The 20,637-nt window shown below is 28.0% G+C and carries 19 protein-coding genes; 17 read left to right on the top strand and 2 right to left on the bottom strand.

Annotated elements, in window-relative coordinates:
• Window positions 1-162 precede the first annotated feature (162 nt).
• From hflX to QMA81_01585, 12 genes are all read left to right on the top strand, one after another.
• On the top strand, window positions 163-1,449 hold the full coding sequence (gene hflX / locus QMA81_01640; GenBank protein ID WHL25305.1) for a GTPase HflX: 1,287 nt from the start codon (window positions 163-165) through the stop codon (window positions 1,447-1,449).
• 57 nt (window positions 1,450-1,506) lie between these two features.
• The gene (gene hflK / locus QMA81_01635) at window positions 1,507-2,805 is read left to right on the top strand and encodes an FtsH protease activity modulator HflK (GenBank protein ID WHL25009.1); all 1,299 of its coding nucleotides are present in this window, start codon (window positions 1,507-1,509) and stop codon (window positions 2,803-2,805) included.
• Window positions 2,806-3,849: a protease modulator HflC gene (gene hflC / locus QMA81_01630; protein WHL25008.1), complete on the top strand. Its 1,044-nt coding sequence runs from the start codon at window positions 2,806-2,808 to the stop codon at window positions 3,847-3,849. It abuts the gene before it with no gap.
• Between the two features lie 105 nt (window positions 3,850-3,954).
• Window positions 3,955-5,253, top strand: a complete 1,299-nt coding sequence (locus QMA81_01625) for an adenylosuccinate synthase (protein WHL25007.1) — start codon at window positions 3,955-3,957, stop codon at window positions 5,251-5,253.
• Window positions 5,254-5,523: 270 nt separating this feature from the next.
• Window positions 5,524-6,267 carry a 23S rRNA (guanosine(2251)-2'-O)-methyltransferase RlmB gene (rlmB, locus tag QMA81_01620; GenBank protein WHL25006.1) on the top strand — a complete coding sequence of 248 codons (744 nt, stop codon included), beginning with the start codon at window positions 5,524-5,526 and terminating at the stop codon, window positions 6,265-6,267.
• 211 nt (window positions 6,268-6,478) lie between these two features.
• Entirely contained in the window at window positions 6,479-6,832 is a 354-nt protein-coding gene (rpsF, locus tag QMA81_01615) for a 30S ribosomal protein S6 (GenBank protein WHL25005.1), read from the top strand.
• A gap of 231 nt (window positions 6,833-7,063) precedes the next feature.
• A complete protein-coding gene (rpsR, locus tag QMA81_01610; protein WHL25004.1) occupies window positions 7,064-7,288 on the top strand; it encodes a 30S ribosomal protein S18 in 225 nt (74 codons plus the stop codon).
• A 59-nt stretch (window positions 7,289-7,347) separates the two neighbouring features.
• Window positions 7,348-7,815, top strand: coding sequence for a 50S ribosomal protein L9 (gene rplI, locus QMA81_01605; protein ID WHL25304.1), 468 nt, complete (start codon window positions 7,348-7,350; stop codon window positions 7,813-7,815).
• Between the two features lie 151 nt (window positions 7,816-7,966).
• On the top strand, window positions 7,967-8,722 hold the full coding sequence (gene cysQ, locus QMA81_01600) for a 3'(2'),5'-bisphosphate nucleotidase CysQ (GenBank protein WHL25303.1): 756 nt from the start codon (window positions 7,967-7,969) through the stop codon (window positions 8,720-8,722).
• 336 nt (window positions 8,723-9,058) lie between these two features.
• Entirely contained in the window at window positions 9,059-9,259 is a 201-nt protein-coding gene (locus QMA81_01595; protein WHL25003.1) for a hypothetical protein, read from the top strand.
• 16 nt (window positions 9,260-9,275) lie between these two features.
• The gene (locus QMA81_01590) at window positions 9,276-10,814 is read left to right on the top strand and encodes an autotransporter assembly complex family protein (GenBank protein WHL25002.1); all 1,539 of its coding nucleotides are present in this window, start codon (window positions 9,276-9,278) and stop codon (window positions 10,812-10,814) included.
• Window positions 10,815-10,876: 62 nt separating this feature from the next.
• Window positions 10,877-14,650, top strand: a complete 3,774-nt coding sequence (locus QMA81_01585) for a translocation/assembly module TamB domain-containing protein (GenBank protein ID WHL25001.1) — start codon at window positions 10,877-10,879, stop codon at window positions 14,648-14,650.
• Between the two features lie 70 nt (window positions 14,651-14,720).
• Here the strand turns inward: QMA81_01585 and ppa are convergent, their stop codons facing one another.
• Window positions 14,721-15,254 carry an inorganic diphosphatase gene (ppa, locus tag QMA81_01580; GenBank protein WHL25000.1) on the bottom strand — a complete coding sequence of 178 codons (534 nt, stop codon included), beginning with the start codon at window positions 15,252-15,254 and terminating at the stop codon, window positions 14,721-14,723.
• 243 nt (window positions 15,255-15,497) lie between these two features.
• A complete protein-coding gene (gene ispB / locus QMA81_01575; GenBank protein ID WHL24999.1) occupies window positions 15,498-16,469 on the bottom strand; it encodes an octaprenyl diphosphate synthase in 972 nt (323 codons plus the stop codon).
• A gap of 223 nt (window positions 16,470-16,692) precedes the next feature.
• Between ispB and rplU the strand changes: the two genes are divergently transcribed.
• From rplU to rlmE, 5 genes are all read left to right on the top strand, one after another.
• Window positions 16,693-17,046, top strand: coding sequence for a 50S ribosomal protein L21 (rplU, locus tag QMA81_01570; GenBank protein ID WHL24998.1), 354 nt, complete (start codon window positions 16,693-16,695; stop codon window positions 17,044-17,046).
• Window positions 17,036-17,296 (top strand): 50S ribosomal protein L27, encoded by a 261-nt coding sequence (gene rpmA / locus QMA81_01565; protein ID WHL24997.1) that lies wholly within the window; start codon window positions 17,036-17,038, stop codon window positions 17,294-17,296. The genes rplU and rpmA overlap by 11 nt, the downstream gene beginning before the upstream one ends.
• A 552-nt stretch (window positions 17,297-17,848) precedes the next feature.
• The gene (gene obgE / locus QMA81_01560) at window positions 17,849-18,874 is read left to right on the top strand and encodes a GTPase ObgE (GenBank protein ID WHL24996.1); all 1,026 of its coding nucleotides are present in this window, start codon (window positions 17,849-17,851) and stop codon (window positions 18,872-18,874) included.
• A gap of 290 nt (window positions 18,875-19,164) precedes the next feature.
• The gene (gene greA / locus QMA81_01555) at window positions 19,165-19,641 is read left to right on the top strand and encodes a transcription elongation factor GreA (protein WHL24995.1); all 477 of its coding nucleotides are present in this window, start codon (window positions 19,165-19,167) and stop codon (window positions 19,639-19,641) included.
• 358 nt (window positions 19,642-19,999) lie between these two features.
• Window positions 20,000-20,632: a 23S rRNA (uridine(2552)-2'-O)-methyltransferase RlmE gene (rlmE, locus tag QMA81_01550; protein WHL24994.1), complete on the top strand. Its 633-nt coding sequence runs from the start codon at window positions 20,000-20,002 to the stop codon at window positions 20,630-20,632.
• Window positions 20,633-20,637: the final 5 nt, after the last annotated feature.

The raw sequence follows: 20,637 nt of genomic DNA, 5'->3' as shown, positions 1-20,637 counted from the left end.
ATAATCGTTTATTTCAGAAAATTTCTTGCCTTTTTGCATATGATTATATATTAAACTTGATTATTACTATCAAGTAGTATTAAGTGTAGTATACTGTGGAGTTGTTTAATTAATTCTATTATATGTGATTATGTATATTAAATTTATTTGGAGTAGTTATTGTTGTATGATTTAAATGTTTTTGGTAAACAAGCTATATTGGTTCATACTATTTTTTCCAAAAAAAAAGAAGAGAAAAATTTTAATTTAGAAGAATTTTTATCTTTATCTTCTACAGCAGGAATACAAATTCAAGGTATTCTTACTAGCCATTGTAAAACTTACAATAGTAAATATTTTATTGGAACTGGAAAAGTATTAGAGCTTGAACAAATAGTTAAAAATAATCCTGTATCTATTATATTGTTCAATTGCATTTTATCCCCTCATCAAGAACGTGATCTTATGCATTTATTACAATGTAAAATAATTGATAGAAATCAATTAATTCTTAATATTTTCGCGCAACGTGCGCGTACATATGAAGGTAAACTACAAGTAAAATTAGCTCAATTACGTCATTTAAATTCTCGTTTAGTACATGAATGGAGTCATCTTGAACGTCAAAAGGGCGGGATTGGTTTGCGAGGAGGATCAGGGGAAATGCAATTAGAAAGTGATCGTCGTTTGTTGCGTAAAGAGATTACTCAAATCTTATTGCGTCTAAAGAAAATAGAAAATCAAAGAGAGCAAAATAGAAGACATCGGTTAAGAATTGGAGCACCTACTGTTTCTTTAGTAGGATATACAAATGCTGGAAAATCTACTCTATTTAATACGATGACCGCGTCAAATGTTTATACAGCAGAAAAATTGTTTGCTACTCTCGATCCTACATGCAGACGTATTGTGTATAAAGGAGGTTCTAATGTTATATTATCAGATACGGTAGGTTTTATTCAAAATTTACCACAAGGTTTGTTATCTTCTTTTAAGGCAACTTTACAAGAAACAATACAAGCAACATTATTATTACATGTCGTAGATGTTTCTAACGAAAGATTTGAACAAAATATTAATACAGTACATTATATTTTAAATAGTATGAATATTCATAACACTCCAATACTTTTAGTGATGAATAAAATAGATCAATTAAAAAAAACATTACCACATATTGACCGGGATCATGATAACCGTCCAATACGAGTATGGATATCTGCTCAAGACAATTTGGGTATTTCTTTATTAATACAAGCTCTTAATGAGCTGTTATTAAATAATATGATTTCTTATGAATTACGAATGCCTATAAATAATGATTTATGCCAAAAATTATATAGGTTGCAAGTTGTTAAAAAGTATTGGGTTGAAGATAATAATTATGTTAGATTAAAGATATATTTGTCTTCTATAGATTGGTGTCGTTTGTTAAAAAATAATAAATTATTAATAGATTATATTATTTAATATTTTTAAAATAAGGAATTATGATGTATATCACTCATATAATATGTGAGGCAAAATATGATTTTTAATTTTTTTAATAACTACAAATATATTCATGATCCATGGGGGGATCATGATAAAAATGATGTAAATAGTTCTTCTTCCGAAGATAAAAATAAATCTAAATTTAACATATTAGATCCAGATAAATGCTTAAATAAAATAAATGATAAATTAAATATATTTAGTAATAAAAATAAAGATATAAAAAAATTTTCTAAAAACAAAAATTTTTTTATAATTTTAATATTGATTATCGTTATTTTTGTATGGATTTTTAGTGGTTTATATACTATTAAAGAAGCAGAACGTGGAGTAATTTTAAGATTTGGAAAATATCATCATTTAGTGCAGCCAGGGTTAAATTGGAAACCTACTTTTTTTGATGTTGTAATCCCAGTAAATGTAGAATCGGTACGTGAATTAGCAGCATCTGGCATGATGTTGACTTCAGATGAAAATGTAGTTCGAGTAGAAATGAATGTGCAGTATCGTATAACTGAACCGAAAAATTATTTGTTTAACGTTATTGACGCAGATGATAGTTTGCGTCAAGCTACTGACAGCGCATTGCGTGGAGTTATTGGTAAGTATAATATGGATCGTATTTTAACTGAAGGGCGTACAGTAGTGCGTAGTGATACCCGAAGAGTTTTAGAAAAAACGATATATCCTTATAATATGGGTATTACTTTATTGGATGTAAACTTTCAAACAGCTCGTCCACCAGAAGAAGTAAAAGCAGCATTCGATGACGCTATTGCTGCTAGGGAAAATGAACAACAATATATTCGAGAAGCTGAAGCTTATGCTAATGAAGTACAACCACGTGCCAATGGACAAGCACAACGTATCTTAGAAGAAGGTCGTGCATATAAAGCACGCACTATTTTAGAAGCGCAAGGAGAAGTACAAAGATTTTCAAAAATTTTGCCGGAATATAAAGCAGCTCCTGAAATTACTCGTGAGCGACTATATATAAATTCTATGGAACGTGTATTGAGCAATACTAGAAAAATATTCATAAACTCAAAAAATACTCAGAATGTATTATTATTGCCTTCAGGTCAAGTAAAGAAAATTAAAAATAATAACGGAAAAGTTGAATATTCTGATAACATTGATAACACTGATGATACTTTTAATTTAAACAAAATATGTGTTACCGATGACTCTAATACTGATCATTCAAAGTTAACATCGAAAATTAGTCAACCGTCTCGGCATACAAATACTATAGCTGAAGAAAAATCTTTAGATAAAAGACAAGCTAATACACAACGTGTTAATATTATGCGTAAAGGGAGAGAGTCATAAATGATACGAAATGTTTTTTCATTCTTTATATGTATAATAGTAGTAGTATTGTTTTTTTCTTTATTTACGATAGAAGAGGGGCATAAAGGTATTATATTACGTTTTGGCAAAGTATTGCGTGATACAGATAATAACCCATTAATCTATAATCCTGGATTACATATAAAAATTCCATTTATTGAGACAATAAAAATTTTAGATTCACGTATTCAAACTATGGATAATCAAGCAGATCGCTTTGTTACTATGGAAAAAAAAGATTTAATTATTGATTCTTATATTAAGTGGCGTATCAGTGATTTAAGCCAATATTATTTAGCAACAGGGGGGGGTGATATTTCCCAAGCAGAAGTATTAATAAAACGAAAATTTTCTGATCGATTACGCTCGGAATTGGGAAGATTAAATGTTCAAGGTATTGTGACAGATTCACGAAATAGATTAATGACTGATGTACGCGCATCGTTAAACAATGGTACTTCAGGAGAAGAAGCGATTGCATCATGTCCTAACAATATTAAAAATTTTAACCTTAATTCAGAAAAATACGATATTTCAGAACAAAAACAGTATCGGGTTTCTAATGTGGTCAATCCAAACAGTATGGCCGCATTGGGTATTGAGATAGTAGATGTGCGGATTAAACAAATTAATTTGCCAACAGAAGTATCTGATGCAATTTATCAGCGCATGCGAGCAGAACGTGAGGCCGTTGCTAGACGTCATAGATCTCAGGGACGGGAAGAAGCAGAAAAATTACGTGCTACTGCAGACTATGAGGTCACACGTACTTTAGCTGAAGCCAAACGTCAGTCTTTAATTATTCGAGGAGAAGCTGATGCAGAAACTGCAAAACTGTATGCTACTACTTTTAATGAGGATCCATCATTTTATGCTTTAATACGTACTTTACGTGCATATGAAAATAGTTTTAAGAAAAATAATAATGATCTAATGGTGTTAAGCACAGAAACTGATTTTTTACGTTTTATGCAATCTCCACAAGTTCTGCCGAGTATTAACAAATTAAAATCTTATGATTAATAAGTACCCATATTATATACATTATAAGCAAGTATTATTTGTTATACTTTATATACCTAATCTTTATAGGAAATAATTATTTAAATTAATAGGTGACTTTAAGAAATGGTTAGAAGTGTTGTTGTATTAGGAGCTCAATGGGGCGATGAGGGTAAAGGAAAAATAGTTGATTTGTTAACTTCACAAGTTCAATATGTGGTGCGTTATCAAGGAGGACATAATGCTGGTCATACTATTGTAGTAGGCCAAAAAAAAATTACTTTGCATTTAGTTCCTTCTGGTATTTTACATAATCATGTAACTACTATTATTGCTGGTGGGGTTGTAATATCACCAGTATCTTTAATAAAAGAAATAGAAATGCTGAAAAAAGCAGGTGTATCAACATGTAAACGTATATTTATTTCCGCATCTTGTCCCTTAGTATTGTCTTATCATGTAGCAATGGATTTAGCTAGAGAAAATTATCAATCTTCTAAAACTATCGGTACTACAGGTTGTGGTATTGGACCAGCTTATGAAGATAATATAGCACGACGTGCGTTACGGGTGGGCGATTTATATAACATAGAAAATTTTAAAAATAAACTACAAGATACAATAAATTATTATAATTTTCAATTAGTTCATTATTACAAGATGAAACCTATTAATTATCATGTGGTTTTAGATGAAGTGATATCAACATCTGATATATTAATTGATATGATTGTTGATGTTCCCGAGTTATTATATGATGCTATAAAACGAGGAAATACGGTTATATTTGAAGGAGCTCAGGGTAGTTTATTAGATGTTAATCATGGAACATATCCTTATGTTACATCCACTCATACTATTTCCGGAAGCGTAAGTGTTGGTGTAGGGATTGGCATGGATTGTATTGATTATATTTTAGGTGTTGTAAAGGCGTATTCTACTCGTGTTGGGTTCGGTCCTTTTCCTACAGAACTATCGAACGAGATAGGTACTCGGTTGTGTATAAATGGAAATGAAATTGGTTCTACCACTGGACGTCGTCGTCGCACTGGTTGGTTTGATGCAGTAGCAGTACGATATTCTGTGAAAATTAATTCTTTCTTTTCATGTTGTTTAACAAAACTTGATGTTTTAGATGGTTTGGAAGAAATAAAAATTTGTATTGCGTATCGTAAGAAAAATGGGAAAGTAATATACAATTTTCCATGTTCTTTAGAAGAATTAGAAAATTTAGAACCGATATATGAAACATTACCTGGATGGAAAATAAGTACTGTAGGTATTACATCATTCCATAAACTTCCTAAGGAGTCGCAATATTACATTAAACGTATAGAAGAAATTATTGGGATTCCTATCAATATTATTTCTACTGGTTCAGAACGTTCAGCGATAATAGTATTATGTAATCCATTTAATTCTTAATTAACACAAGGAACTGATACTTTATTTTAAATAAAATAATTATTTGTTTGATATATATATTTCATTTATATTAATATTCGGTGATAATAAGTGAAACATTTGGATTTAATACTCAATTATAAATTTGAACTAATATTTTTTGTAATTTTTGGATGTGGAAACAGAGTATAAAATAGAATTAAAAAATGTTATTCTGTATTCATGTGTTTAAATTTTTAAAAATATTAGTTCAAATTTATCTACTAAAATAGAGTTGTTTTAGAAAATACGATGATCGAATTAGTGTACGGCATACATGCTGTAAAATCTGTTTTAGATAATAATGCAAAACAGATTTTATCTGTGTATATTACACAGAAATATAAAGATTTTCGTTTAAAATCGTTAATTGACCAGATAAAGCAATGTAAAATTAGCATTAAAACATGCGATCGTCAGCAATTAGATATTAAAGCGCAAGGAGCATTACATCAAGGAATTATTGCTGAAATAGTTCAAAGATATTGTATGAAAGAAAATGATTTGCCCAATTTTTTAATACAATGCAAAACTACACCATTATTGGTGATATTAGATGGAATTACTGATCCACGTAATTTGGGCGCATGTTTACGATCTGCAGATGCAGCTGGAGCTCATATAGTTATTGCGCCCCGTAATCGATCAGCTCGTTTGAATGGGACAGTTAGAAAAGTAGCTAGCGGCTCTGTAGAGCATATACCTTTTATGCAAGTAACTAATTTGACTAGGACATTGAAATTACTTCAAAACAATAATATTTGGATTATTGGTACTATAATGAAATCTAAACGTCTTATTTTTAATACTGAATTAATTAAACCATTAGCTTTTGTAATGGGTTCTGAAGGAAATGGTATTCGTCGTTTAACTCAAAAATATTGTAATGAATTAATTACTATTCCAATGTTAGGAACTGCTACATCATTGAATGTTTCAGTGGCTACAGGAATATGTTTGTTTGAAACGTTAAGACAACGTGGAAAGTATAAATAAATAATGATTGAATATATATATATTCAATCATCTAATTATAACATAAAGTATACATTATTATTTAAGATGTATGGTGTTAATCATAAAAGATTAACATGTATATATAAATTTCATTTATGTGAAATTAAGTAAAAGAAGATATAAATGTCCTATTATTTTTTAAGAATGTTACTAATTAAACAAAAATATTCTAGAATGAAAGGAATAAAGTATGCGTTATTATGAAATAGTTTTTATGGTTAATCCTGACTGCAGTGAACAAATATCTGGTATAATTAATAATTACACAGAAATCATTATAAATTCTAAAGGAAAAATTCATCGTATTGAAAATTGGGGGCGTCGTCAATTAGCATATCCAATTAATAAATTTAATAAAGCTTATTATATATTATTAAATATAGAAGTATCGCAAAATGTTATGCAAGAACTAAATAACGCTTTTCGTTTTAATAATCTGATCATACGTAGTATGATCATGCGAACTAAATGTGCAATATCTGACCCGTCTCCTATGATGAAAAAGAAAGAAGACAATCAAGAGAACCATGTTACTAATGCATAGTAAAATATTAAAATATACATATATTTTATATATAAAAATAATTTAAATGTTTTATTTAAATATATTTTAATAATTATACTCATTTAATTAAATGTTCATGAATTTTTAGTAACCAATAACAATTAAAACTATACAAACATGTTATTGTACACTGCATTGGATAAATATAATATTATCATTATATTAATTTAGTTAAATATAAAAGTTTATATAATAAATATGGAGTTAGTTATGGGGCGATTTGTACGTCATCGTAAGTTCTGTAGGTTTACAGCAGAAAAGTGTACTAATATTGATTATAAAGATCTTATTACAATACAACATTCTATTATAGAAAGTGGAAAGATTATTCCAAGTAGAATTACTGGAACGAGAGCAAAATACCAAAGACAATTAGCTCGTGCCATCAAGAGAGCGCGTTATTTATCTTTGTTGCCATATACTGATCATCATTAATAAATTTAGGATGAATATAGATTAGTGTGATTTTGTTATTAGAAAACATTGGAATAACAATGAAAATTATTTTGATTAATAACGTTGATAAACTTGGAAATATGGGATCAGAAATTACTGTGAAATCAGGTTATGCTCGTAATTTTTTAATACCAAAACATAAAGCAATGCCAGCTACAAAAAATAATATTACAATATTTAAAGAAAAGCAGCTTGAGTTGCAAAATAAAGCGATAGAAATGAAGACTAAGGCTGAACTTTGTGCAGAAACAATTAATAAATTAAAGAGTATTACTATTAGAGCTAAAGCAGGGGTTAAAGGAAAATTATTTGGTTCTATAGGTTCTCGCGATATTGCTGATGAAATTACAACGGCTTCTGGTTTTAAAGTATTTAAATCTCAGATTAGATTACCTAATCACAATGTATTGAGAACTACTGGTACGTATAACATAAATATACATATTTATAATGATATTTTTGCTAGAATAAACGTTATTATTAGTCCAATTATAAAGAACAAATGATCTTTCATGTAAATTACAAATTATAGTATGTGTAGTTATTAACACCTAAATGTAGTTCTTTCTATATATAGATTATTGGTATATTTTTTAATTTATGTTATGACGTATATAAAAGGTTATTAGGATATGTATTATGATATTCCATAATGGAATGATTGAAAAAATAAGTTATATTGCTCGTGCTGCTGGAACAGAAATCATGAAGATTTACAATGGGAGTTTAAAGTTAGATTCATACCAGAAGCTAGATCAATCTCCTGTAACTAATGCTGATTTACTCTCTCATAAGATTATCATGTATTCGTTACGAAATTTAACACCTGAAATTCCAGTGCTATCTGAAGAGGATATTACTAAATGGCAAGAATGCAGAGACGGAAATTGTTTTTGGTTGATAGATCCTTTAGATGGAACAAAAGAATTTTTATTGAGAAATGGCGCATTTACTGTGAATATAGCATTCATAGAATATGGTCAACCTATTATGGGAGTAGTGTATGTTCCTGCATATAATATACTGTATGCGGCAGATAATGGGCAAGTATGGAAGATTAATTATAGAGGAGAGCGTATAAGTATTTCAGTTCGTACATCTTGTTATCCGATGATAGTGATGAGTCGTAATGATGTTGATTATGATCAACATCATTTATGCAATTATTTGAAAAGATTTAAAAATTATAAAATTATTAATATTGGCTCATCGTTTAAATTTTGTTTAGTAGCGGAAGGTAGTGTACATTTTTATCCAAGGTTTTCTTGTACTAAGATTTGGGATACAGCTGCTGGACATGTTATAGCTAGATCAGCTGGTGCTATAATTAATGATTGGGATGGAAATGCTTTGCACTATAGAAATATAAATCAATCTTTTTTAAACTCAGGTTTTCAAGTTTCATCATATTAATTTTTATTGTATGTCTGTATTTTATTATCTATATAAATTGGTATAGATATATATGATTTCTGTCAATATTTAAATTTTATATTTTTAATATTGTTTGGGAGAGTGGCTACTAAAATATTAATGATTTGCTAAGAAGCATGGAATACTGGGTTTCATTTATTAATTATCAGATATAATCATATGTTATATAAAAATGAATAAATATATCTATTTATACTTAATAGATATGGAATAAAACAAAGTATTTCATAAAGGTGTTTCACAAACATACTGTATTTGTTAGTATAATGCTTTATTGTTTCATTTAAAAATTAAATATAATCAAGGATTTAATGTATGTTAAAGGAGCTTAAAAAATATATGATGGAAAGATCATATTTAATAGTTTATTTTTTCATACCGTTGATATGTAATAGTGATATTAACATAGTAATAGAAGGGTTAGATGGTGAATTAAATTATAATGTACGTAAGAAATTATCTGATGTTAATACTGACTGTAAATATGTAGATTTAGATTTAAAAAAAAATAGATAGTGCAGTTAGAGCTGGTTTGCGTCCATTAGGTTATTATGATCCAACGTTAATTTTTTCTTCATTTAAATCTTGTAATAAACAATCTGATCTACTAGTTATTAAAATTGAACCTGGATCTCCAATTATGGTGACTGAGGTAAATATTGTTATACATGGAGATGGGAGCAAAGATCATGATTATCAGAAAATGATAAAAGATGGGAAATCTTTTATCGGAACAAGATTAAAACATAGTGATTATGAACAATTAAAAAGTAAACTTTATAATTTAGCTTTATTTAAAGGATATTTTGATGCCGCGTTTCAAAACAGTCAACTTATTGTTATACCTTCACTTTGTCAGAGTATTTGGAATATAAATTTTTATAGCGGACAACGTTATTTTTTTGAGAAAATTAAATTTCATGGAAGTCAAATTAAAGAAGACTATTTAAAGAACATATCTAATATACATTCAGGAGAATATTACAATGCAGCGTCTGTTATGGAATTAAATCGTCGACTTTCTTCTACTAATTGGTTTGAATCAGTATCGATCTCTTCAGATTATACGCGTTATCAGCAAAAAAAAAAATTAATATTAGATATTTTTTTTTATCCTTGTGCTAAAAATAGTTTTGAAACTGGATCTGGTTATAGTATGGAAACAGGTCCACGCACTAAAATAATTTGGAAAAAACCATGGATTAATGCATATGGACACAGTTTAGAAAATAATTTTAGTTTGTCTACATCAGAGCAAGTTATTGATTTAAGTTATAAGATTCCAATTCTTCGTGATCCATTAGAACAATATTATTTATTACAGGGAGGGTTAATACATGAAGATATATATAATATTCGGTCTAGCATTATAACTATAAATATGGCTCGTTATTGGGATTGTTCCCACAAGTGGAAACGCGCAATTAATCTACATTGGTATCTTAATCATTATATTAACAATTATATTGTTAAAAATATAATATTAATTTATCCAGGAATAAGTATATATCGTGTTCGCAAGCGTGGTGATGTAATGCCGCATTGGGGGGATAGCCAGCGTTATGCGATTAATATATCTAATAATTGTTGGAAATCAGATATTAATTTTGTTGCTGTGCAGGCTCAAAATATTTGGATTCGAACATTATTAAAAAAACATCGGGTTTTAGTTCGTGGGAATTTAAGCTGGATAAATACTAATAATTTCTCATTTATTAATTCAATGTTACGTTTCTTTTCTAGTACAGATAGTGGCATTCGTGGATATAAATATTTAGATACTTATGAGAACTCTGAATGTTATACAAGAGTTGCTACTAAATTAATCACTACTGCATTTGAATATCAATATAATATGATTAGTAAATGGTGGGGAGTTATTTTTATGGACATAGGAGAGATTAGTAATAATATTAAATGGAATAATTTCAGATCTGGTATGGGTATTGGAGTGCGCTGGCAATTTCCGGTAGGTCTTATAAAATTAGATTTAGCAACTCCGTTAATACATAGAGGGAAAATAAATCATCAGTTTTTATACTTATATGTTAATTTAGGACCAGATTTATGATTTTTATAAAGAAAATCTATTTGATTTTCTTATTATGGATATCAATACTATGTGGAGTTTTTATGTTTTTGTTAGGTACTAATACTGGAACATATATAACTCTTACAGGAATTGCCTATTGTATCCCCGGGTTAACATTTGATTCTGTTTCCGGTACTTGGGGTAATTTTAATATAACTAATATAGTCTATAAAACGCCGATAGGTATAATTGATGTTGATCAATGTAATATTTTATTAAATCTAAAATACATATGGAATAAACAGATATATATTGATCATCTTTTTTTGAAAAATGTGTTTATAAAAATAAAAATAGAAGATACGAAAAATCAAGAAAGTAAGAGATATAAAAAAATAAATATAAAAAATATTTTTTCTTTTCCGTTTCCTGTAATACTAAAAAAAATGGTATTGCACAATACTCATATTATTTCAAATAATATTATATTTAAATTAAAAAAATTAGATACTGGATTAACATTTCAAGATAATTTATTAACAGTATTACCGGTATGTATTAAAGGAGCAGTTTTAAATGTTTCTAATGTAAATATGTCAAATGTAAAAACTAATATTATAGACATGTATAAATATAATAACCAATGGAATATAAAGTGTTTACTTAAATCATTGTCTAGTAAAGTATTAGTGGCATTATCTTCTTTTAAGATCCCTGTGAATTTAATTTTAAAAGATTTAGAAGGAGAGGATGTTTATATTTTCGATAATTATCGTAATTATTATACTATTAATCATTTTTATTTTCGGACATATTTAAATGATCAGACTGCAAGTTTAAAATTACATATTAAGTTACCATGTGGTTATTTTAATGCGATAGGAAATGTAATATTTAGGGAATATTATCCAATAAATATTACAGCCGATTATACTGTGTATGATGTTGCCAGCATCAATAACTATCCTGAGAAAACAAAAAATCAGAGTATAAGTAAAATAAAATTAATTCTCACTGGAGAATTATACAATGACATATGTCTTCGTTGTGATTTTTTAAGTACTGTTTCTACAGTAAATGTATTATTAAAAATTAATATGATGCAATTTGGTATACCTATAGGCATATCTATAGTTGGAAAAAAAATACCGCTTTCTTTTTTAGGAAGGGATGATTATTTAATAGAAGATATTAATTTATGTTTAAACGGTGAAATACGAAATTATTATATTAGAGTAACATTACAATTAAGTAGTATCAAATTTTCACCAGCTCATGTAATCATGAATGCTCAAGGGGATACTAATAGCTGTACCGTTTCTAAATTAAGAGCAACCATGTCAGATGGATATCTTAATATGCAAGGAGTTATTAATTGGACTAATATGATTAGTTGGAACAGTGTATTTTTGTTGAATAAAGTTAGTTTTTTTCAAAAGTGGTTTAAAAATCCGATTAAATTATCGGGTAATATCGCTACTCAAGGACATTTATATTCTAATTCTTGGGATATTAGAGTGTTTGATTTAAATCTTAATGGAAGTGTAGAGAATAATAATATCTCATGTACAGGCGCATTATACAGTAACTCATTCGGTGAATGGAAAATCCCGGAATTATTAATAAAATGGGGAACTAATGCATTAGAAATACAAGGAGACTTAAAAAAAGATTCTGTTTTAAATGCTACGCTTGTAGCACCAGATTGCAAAGTAATAGCGCCTGGATTAAGTGGTAGTGTATATGGAAAATTTAAATTATATGGACCTATTAGATATCTTAGATTATTGTCAAATATTGATATATCTTCTTTGAATTGGGAAGATAAAAATATTAATATTAATAAAATAGTAATAAATAGTGATATTTACCGTGATGGTATTACGCAAAGTAAAATTTTTTTACAAGCAGATAAAATACAGTGTGGATTTTTGTCGTTACGTCAAATAATAACGAAGGGACAAGGCAATATTAAACAACATTATTTAAATTTAATAGTTTGTGACGACATATTGTCTGGAGAAATAAAACTGTGTGGTAATCTGGATCTTTTTAATAAAACTTGGCATAGCAGAGTTAGTAAAACTTGCATTATGACTCCAACAGGAACATGGAAATTAATGCAAGATATTGTTCTTACTTATCACTATTTGACACGAAAAATGATTTGCGATGCCCATTATTGGGAAATTATTAATTATACAATTCCTATTTCTAATGTTTTAAAGGCAAATATTTTAAATAAAGTAGATGGTTTACTTAAAAGTTTTAACATAATTTCTTTAAAAATATTATTGCCGGAATTAATAAATATACATACTGTTCGTATATATTGCTCAAATTGTTATTGGATAGCAGGAAAACTATTACCTAAGGGTACAATTTTATTTTCAGGAAAACAATGTAATGTCAAATCTTCTATCAAAGATAGAGAAATAGATGCAATTAAAATAAATAAAGTTACTGTAAAATTTGTATTAATGCAAACCACTTTATATTGTGAATGGTCTATAAATATTGGTAATTGTGATCAAAATTATGGATCATTTAAAATAACTGAATTACATCATACATCTAAAATAACAGGAAATATACAGATTAAAAATACCTCGTTATTGCCTTTTTGTCGTTCATTGATCGCATTGAGAGAACCTATAAATGGATTATTAAATTTAAACATTCATTTTTATGGATATGCGCATCACCTAAAAATTTATGGTTCTGCTCAACTACAAAATTTTAATATTAATAAGTCTGATACACCTTTTTTTGTAAGAAATGCTCAACTGTTTATAAGATTTTTTGGAGATTATGCCATATTAGATGGAACAATGCAGACGGATAACGACAGCAAGTTAAATTTAAGTGGCAATATTGTTAATTTTGATTCTATTCGTAATATGCGTGCATTTTTCAAAATATGGGGAAACCAAATTAGTTTTTGTATATCTCCAAAAATAAAAATGAAAATGTCTCCTAATATTACTTGTATGATGACTGCAGAAAAAATTCATTTTAGAGGCAATATAGAAATCCCTTGGGCTCATATTGAAGTTAAAGAACGTTCGAAAAATATAGTTAGAGCATCTTCAGAAGAAATTTTATTAGATGATAATCTTGAACCTATTTTAGATAATTCTAAAAATTTATATATTTCTATTTATTCTAACGTTACTGTGTCTCTCGGTAATGATGTCAATTTCAATGGATTAGGTTTACGCACGAAATTGAGGGGTAATTTAGAAATTGGATATAATAGAAGTAATTTGCTTTTAACAGGGCATATTGATATGCTTTCTGGTACTTTTCAAGTATATGGGCAAAATTTGATAATAAAAAAGGGACATTTACTATTTTCTGGATCAATAAATCAACCATATCTTGATATTGAAGCAATTTGTAATCCATCCAATATTAGAAATAGAAACATAGTTGGTATACGAATTACTGGTGTTTTTGATCAACCAAAACTAGAAGTTTTTTCTACTGCTTCATTGTGTTCCCCACAAGAAATAGTATCTTATTTATTAAGTGATAATAGAAATTTTATATTTTTTAATACGGATGCAAGTATAATAACATCTTTTTTAATTGGAGCAAGCGTTAAAAATAGTGAACAGTTTATTAGCAAAATAGGAAAAATATTCGGTGTGCAAGATTTGGCATTAAGTACTCAAGATATCATCGGAACCACCAAGCCATTAGTTGCAATAAGTGGATATATAGCTCCTGGTTTACAAATTAAATACGGAATAAGTATTTTTGATTTATTAACGACAATAACTGTACGTTATTGTTTATGTTCACAATTGTATTTAGAAGCTACATCTGGAAGTAATCAAGCGCTCGATTTATTATATAAATTTGACTTTTAATTAATACTATTAACCTATGTATCGTCAACATTTAATTAAAGATTGTATGTAAAATATAAAAATTTAAAAATTATGTGATCTTTTTAAAACGTTCAAAAGCCTTTAAAATTTCTGTTTTAGCAGCGTTTCTGTCTTCCCAGCTTTTTATTTTAACCCATTTTCCAGAGTCTAAATCTTTGTAATTTTTGAAAAAATGATTTATTTGATTACGTAGTAAATTTGGAAAATCATTTATATCTTGTATTAATGAATATTGTTCTGATATTTTATTATGAGGCACCGCAATTATTTTAGTGTCTTTACCAGATTCGTCTATCATATTGAGCATACCTATAGGGCGACAAAATATTACGCAACCCGATTGCAAGGGATATGGAGTAGGAACCAACACATCTATTGGATCACCATCCAATGACAAAGTTTGATTGATATAACCATAGTTACAAGGGTAAAACATAGGTGTTAACAAAAAACGATCGACAAATATTGTTCCTGTTTTTTTATCAATCTCATATTTAATTGGATCGGAGTTCATTGGAATTTCAATAATAACGTATATATCTTCTGGAATATTTTTTCCAGCCGGAACTTGGTTTAAATGCATGTATGTTACCTTATATCTTCATAAGATTAATTTTTAGTAAATAACAATATATATGTTATTTATATTTTATTTTTTAACATGTTCATAAACATTATATTATTTTACTTTTCATAATTATGATATTATATTTATATGTCGTTGACAAACAGTATTCTATATCTCTTTTAGAGAATAATTACAATTTAATATTTTATATATCTCACTCTCAAGTATTAATTACATGTATTATTCTAAAAATAATAACTAATGAATTCTTTGAATTATATAAGTAGCTAAGCTTGCTAGTGCTTTTCGGTAAGGAGAAATAGGTAAAATATTAAGACAAGAAATAGCTTTATTAATTTCTGTTTCAGCACGTTTTCGAGTGTATTCTAATGATCCATATTGACGCATTGTATCTAGAATTATACCTAATAAATGACGATGATTACCTTGTTTGATAGCCTGACATATAAATGATGCTTGCTTTGGGGTACTATGATGGATAGCATGTAGGAGAGGAAGAGTAGGCTTTCCTTCATTTAAATCATTTCCAATATTTTTTCCAGATATTGTTTCTGAAGCAGAATAATCTAATAGATCATCAATTAATTGAAAAGCAGTGCCTACATATCGTCCGTAATTACGCAATGCTTTTTCTTGATAAGTATCAGCATTAGCTAAAATGGCAGATGCTTGAGATGCTACTTCAAATAAACGAGCAGTTTTGCTATAAATAATTTTCATATAACTATCTATAGTAATAGTTGGATCATTACAATTTGTTAATTGTAATATTTCTCCTTTTGCAATTATATTAACAGCGTCTGCCATCAATGATAATATCCGTAAGGATTCTAATTCTGTCATCATTTGAAAGGCTCGTGTATATATAAAATCACCTACTAACACGCTAGCAGCATTTCCAAACATCACATTAGTAGTTGTTTTACCGCGTCTCATATGTGATTTATCTACTACATCATCATGTAATAAAGTAGCAGTATGAATAAACTCTATTAATGTAGCAATAATGACGTGTTGTTTTTTTTTATAGTGTAATGCCCTTGCAGTTAACAAGGTAATCATTGGTCGAATTCGTTTTCCTCCACTATTAATAATATATTGAACAAGTTCGTTGATTAAAGTAATTTCAGATGCTAATCGTACGCGAATTTCTGCATTTACATCTATCATATCTTGTTCAGTTAATTTGGCAATTTGAGTAATATTCATTGATATTATTATAACTATTAAATGTTAAGTAATACATATGCATATATGTAATAATTTATATTATATATAGCTATTCCATAAGGAATACATGTAGTAATTCTATTATTATTATAATTGCTAATAATAATAATTTACTATTATGGTTGAGAAACATTCTTTTTTAATGTATAAGAACATACATAGAAATAATATCAGATTATAAACAAGAGATGGATCATTATTTATGTATGCAGTTTTTCAAATTGGTAGTAAACAGTATTGTGTTACTGAAGGTCAAATAATTAATGTAGAAAAGATTGGTATTAATGTTGGTAATCAAGTTGAATTTAATCAAATATTGCTTATTAAACGTAATGATCGTGTTCAAATAGGGTATCCTTTTGTAAAAGAGGGAAAAATTATAGCGGAAATTGTAGAGCAAAATATCGATCGAAAGATAGAAATTATTAAATTTCGCCGGCGTAAGCATTTTCGTAAATTTCAAGGCCATCGTCAGTGTTTCACAAAAATAAAAATAACAAGCATAAACAGTTATAATCTAAAAAATAAAGACATAAGGAATAAAAATGGCACATAAAAAAGCCGGAGGTTCTACTCGTAATGGGCGAGATTCACATAGTAAGAGTTTAGGAATTAAATGTTTTGGGGGAGAATTTGTATCTTCAGGTACTATTATTGTGCGTCAACGTGGTAACACGTTTCATCCAGGAAAATACGTAGGCTGTGGAAGAGATTATACTCTTTTTGCTTTAAAAGCTGGGAAAGTTTTATTTGAAAAAAAAGGAGTATCTCGTCGTAAGTTTATTAGTATTATTGCTAATGGATAAAAGGATATTATTTTAGTAATATTATTTAATGATTAAATTTTAACTTAATATAAATAAATTGGTTAAAGCTAGATTCTGATTATATTTTATAGTTAAAATAATAGTTGTATTAACATTGATGGATCTTTAATACATATTTTTAGATGGATTAAAAATAATTACAAGTGTGGGTATAAGTTTTTATAGAAAATAATGATTCACCATGTCATACATATCTTATGGTATGGTGAATATAAAATCTATGACGTTTGGATTGTTTATAATTTATAAGATTAATTAAGTATATATCTGTATTAATATTTGATTTGGTTGCGCGTATATTTTATTAGGATTATAGTAATTTTTGCTATTTTTAGATTGTTTGTAGTTATGGTTTTGTTAAATCAAATTGTAAAAATGATGTATTTACAGCATATACAATGGAAAATATTGAAATGTGATTTAGCAATATGAAATAGAATTAATTATTATATTAATTTATATTAAATTTATTAAAATGAGGGGTTATATCCGTATGCTGTAAAATTTAGGTGATATGTATAGAGGTATATTATGAGATTTGTTGATATGACTAGTATTACGGTTATTGCTGGGAATGGAGGGAATGGTTGTATTAGTTTTCAAAAAATAAGAAGAAGAGGCTCTTTTTTAAAAAGACCTAATGGTAGTAATGGAGGAGACGGAGGTAATGTTTGGTTATTAGCAGATCCTAATGTAAATACTTTAAATTATTTTCATTTTCATCATGTTTTTAAGGCTGGGAATGGACAATGTGGTCGTAGCCGGGGTTGTACTGGTAAAAAAGGAAAGGATATTTTTATAAAAGTTCCTTATGGAACTAGAGTGAGTGATATAAAAACAAATAAATTATTAGGAGAAATAGACAGTCATAAAAAATGGTTGATGGTAGCTAAGGGAGGACACCATGGTTTTGGGAATGGACATGTTAAAGAAGGTACTTTACGGAATAAAAAAATTTGTAATACACATGGGGAGACAGGGGAATTTCAACACTTGAATTTGGAATTACTTCTGATGGCAGATGTCGGAATATTTGGATTACCTAATTCTGGAAAATCTAGTTTTATTCGTGTAGTATCATCAGCGAAACCAAAAGTAGCAGATTATCCATTTACCACATTAATACCGTATTTAGGCGTAGTACAGATTAATAGTTATGATAGATTTATTATTGCAGATATTCCTGGTATTATTAAAGGTGCTTCTAATGGTTCAGGATTAGGAATGAGGTTTTTAAAGCATCTGGAACATTGCCAAATATTGTTGCATTTTATTGATATTGCGCCTTTGGATAATTCTGATCCGCTAGAAAATATTATTACTATTAGACATGAGTTAAATAACTACAATAAAAAATTGATTTGTAAACCTTGTTGGTTAATATTTAATAAAATAGATTTATTGGAGAAATATATAGTAGAAAAAAAGATTAACTATATCATTAGTTCTTTACAGTGGAAAGACCGTTATTATTCTATATCTTCAACACATAATACAAATATATCATTGCTGTGTAACAGCATTATGAAGTTTATTACCTATCATGATCAAAATTAAGAATAAATTTTTACATACATGTATGTGAGACAACGAAATAAAGTAGTCAAATTAATGTGATTTAATTTATGTTATTAAAATAATAAACTGAGCATATTATTAGATTTAAAATTTTTTATATTATGGTATTTCATCTGTATGATGTTTATCTATAGAGAGCAGTGTTTTTATAAGATTATATCTCTGTACTAGAGAATACGTTTTAATTACATTTTTGATTAATAATGTAAACATTGTAAACAGATAAGAATTTATTTTTTTAAATATATGTAATTTTATGAAGGTAAATCATGAAGTACGTGCCAATGACTTTACGTGGAGCTGAAAAGTTGAGAAAAGAATTAGATTATTTAAAAAATATTCGCCGTCCGGAAATTATAAAAAATATTTCCGAAGCACGTGAGCATGGTGATTTAAAAGAAAATGCTGAATATCATGCTGCCCGTGAGCAACAAGGTTTCTGTGAAGGACGTATTCAAGAAATAGAATCTAAGCTTTCTCATGCGCATATTATAGATGTCACTAAATTAATCGCTAATAATAGAATAGTTTTTGGAGCTACAGTTAATATTGAAAATTTAGATACAGCACATAGACGAACATATAGTATTGTAGGGGATGATGAAGCAAACCTTAAAGAAAATACGGTTTCTATTAATTCTCCTATTGCTAGAGGTTTGATTGGTCATAAAGCAGGAGATGTTATTGAGATTGATACCCCAAAAGGGAAGATAAGATATAAAATTATTCAGATTAAATATTATTGAAATAATATGTTGTAAAAGTTACATTTTTTCTTAAAAATTTTGAAAAATAGTGATTTTATAATTAAAAATTTTAAATTTTGTTTATTATGTAATTTATATTAATATATATTATAGTGAAAGTATATGATGCAGTAATGTTATTAATAAGGTTTATTTTTAGTTGTTATATATTTTTGGATATTTACTAATTTATATTAAAAGAGATATTTTGATCTGTATATTTTTGTAATACTTAGAGTGATGTTTAGGCTATATACACACGAAAAAATTATAATTTTTATTTAAGTAAGATTAAAAATACTAGTTATTGTTATTTTATCAATATTGTTTATGGAAAATATTTAAGAAATAATCTGATATGGTAAATAAAAAACGTTCTATATATTCTTCGAAGTGGTTACAAAAATATTGCAGAGATCAATATGTGATAGAAGCACGAAAACAGAAACTACGATCACGGTCTTGGTTTAAATTAGATGCAATAAATCATATGGATATGTTAATTACATCCGGAATGACAGTAATAGATTTAGGATCAGCGCCCGGAGGGTGGGCAATTTATGTAAAAAATAGAATAGGCAGTACAGGACGAATTATGGCGTGTGATATATTACCTATGCGTAGAATTTCTGGAGTAGATTTTTTGCAAGGAGATTGCTCTGATCCTAATGTTTTTAAAATGTTGCGTACATGGATAGGACAACAAAAGGCTCATGTTGTTTTATCTGATATGTCTCCTAATATAACTGGTATATCAATAATTGATGTTAATCAATCTATATGTCTTGGACATATAGCATTAAATATATGTCGTGATGTCTTGATGTGTGGGGGAGCTTTTTTAGTAAAAGTTTTTCAGGGCAACGGGTTAGATAAATATATGTATGATGTGCGTTCTTTATTTAATGTAGTAAAAATCCGTAAACCAGATGCTTCTAGATCTCATTCTCGTGAAGTCTATATTGTAGCGAAAAAACGTAAATATAATTGATTTGT

Origin of the sequence: Candidatus Blochmannia vicinus (assembly GCA_030020825.1) — a bacterium.
GTDB lineage: Bacteria > Pseudomonadota > Gammaproteobacteria > Enterobacterales > Enterobacteriaceae > Blochmanniella > Blochmanniella vicinus_A.
The sequence above is the reverse complement of the archived record's forward strand: the minus strand, read 5'-3'. Positions and strand labels throughout refer to the sequence as shown.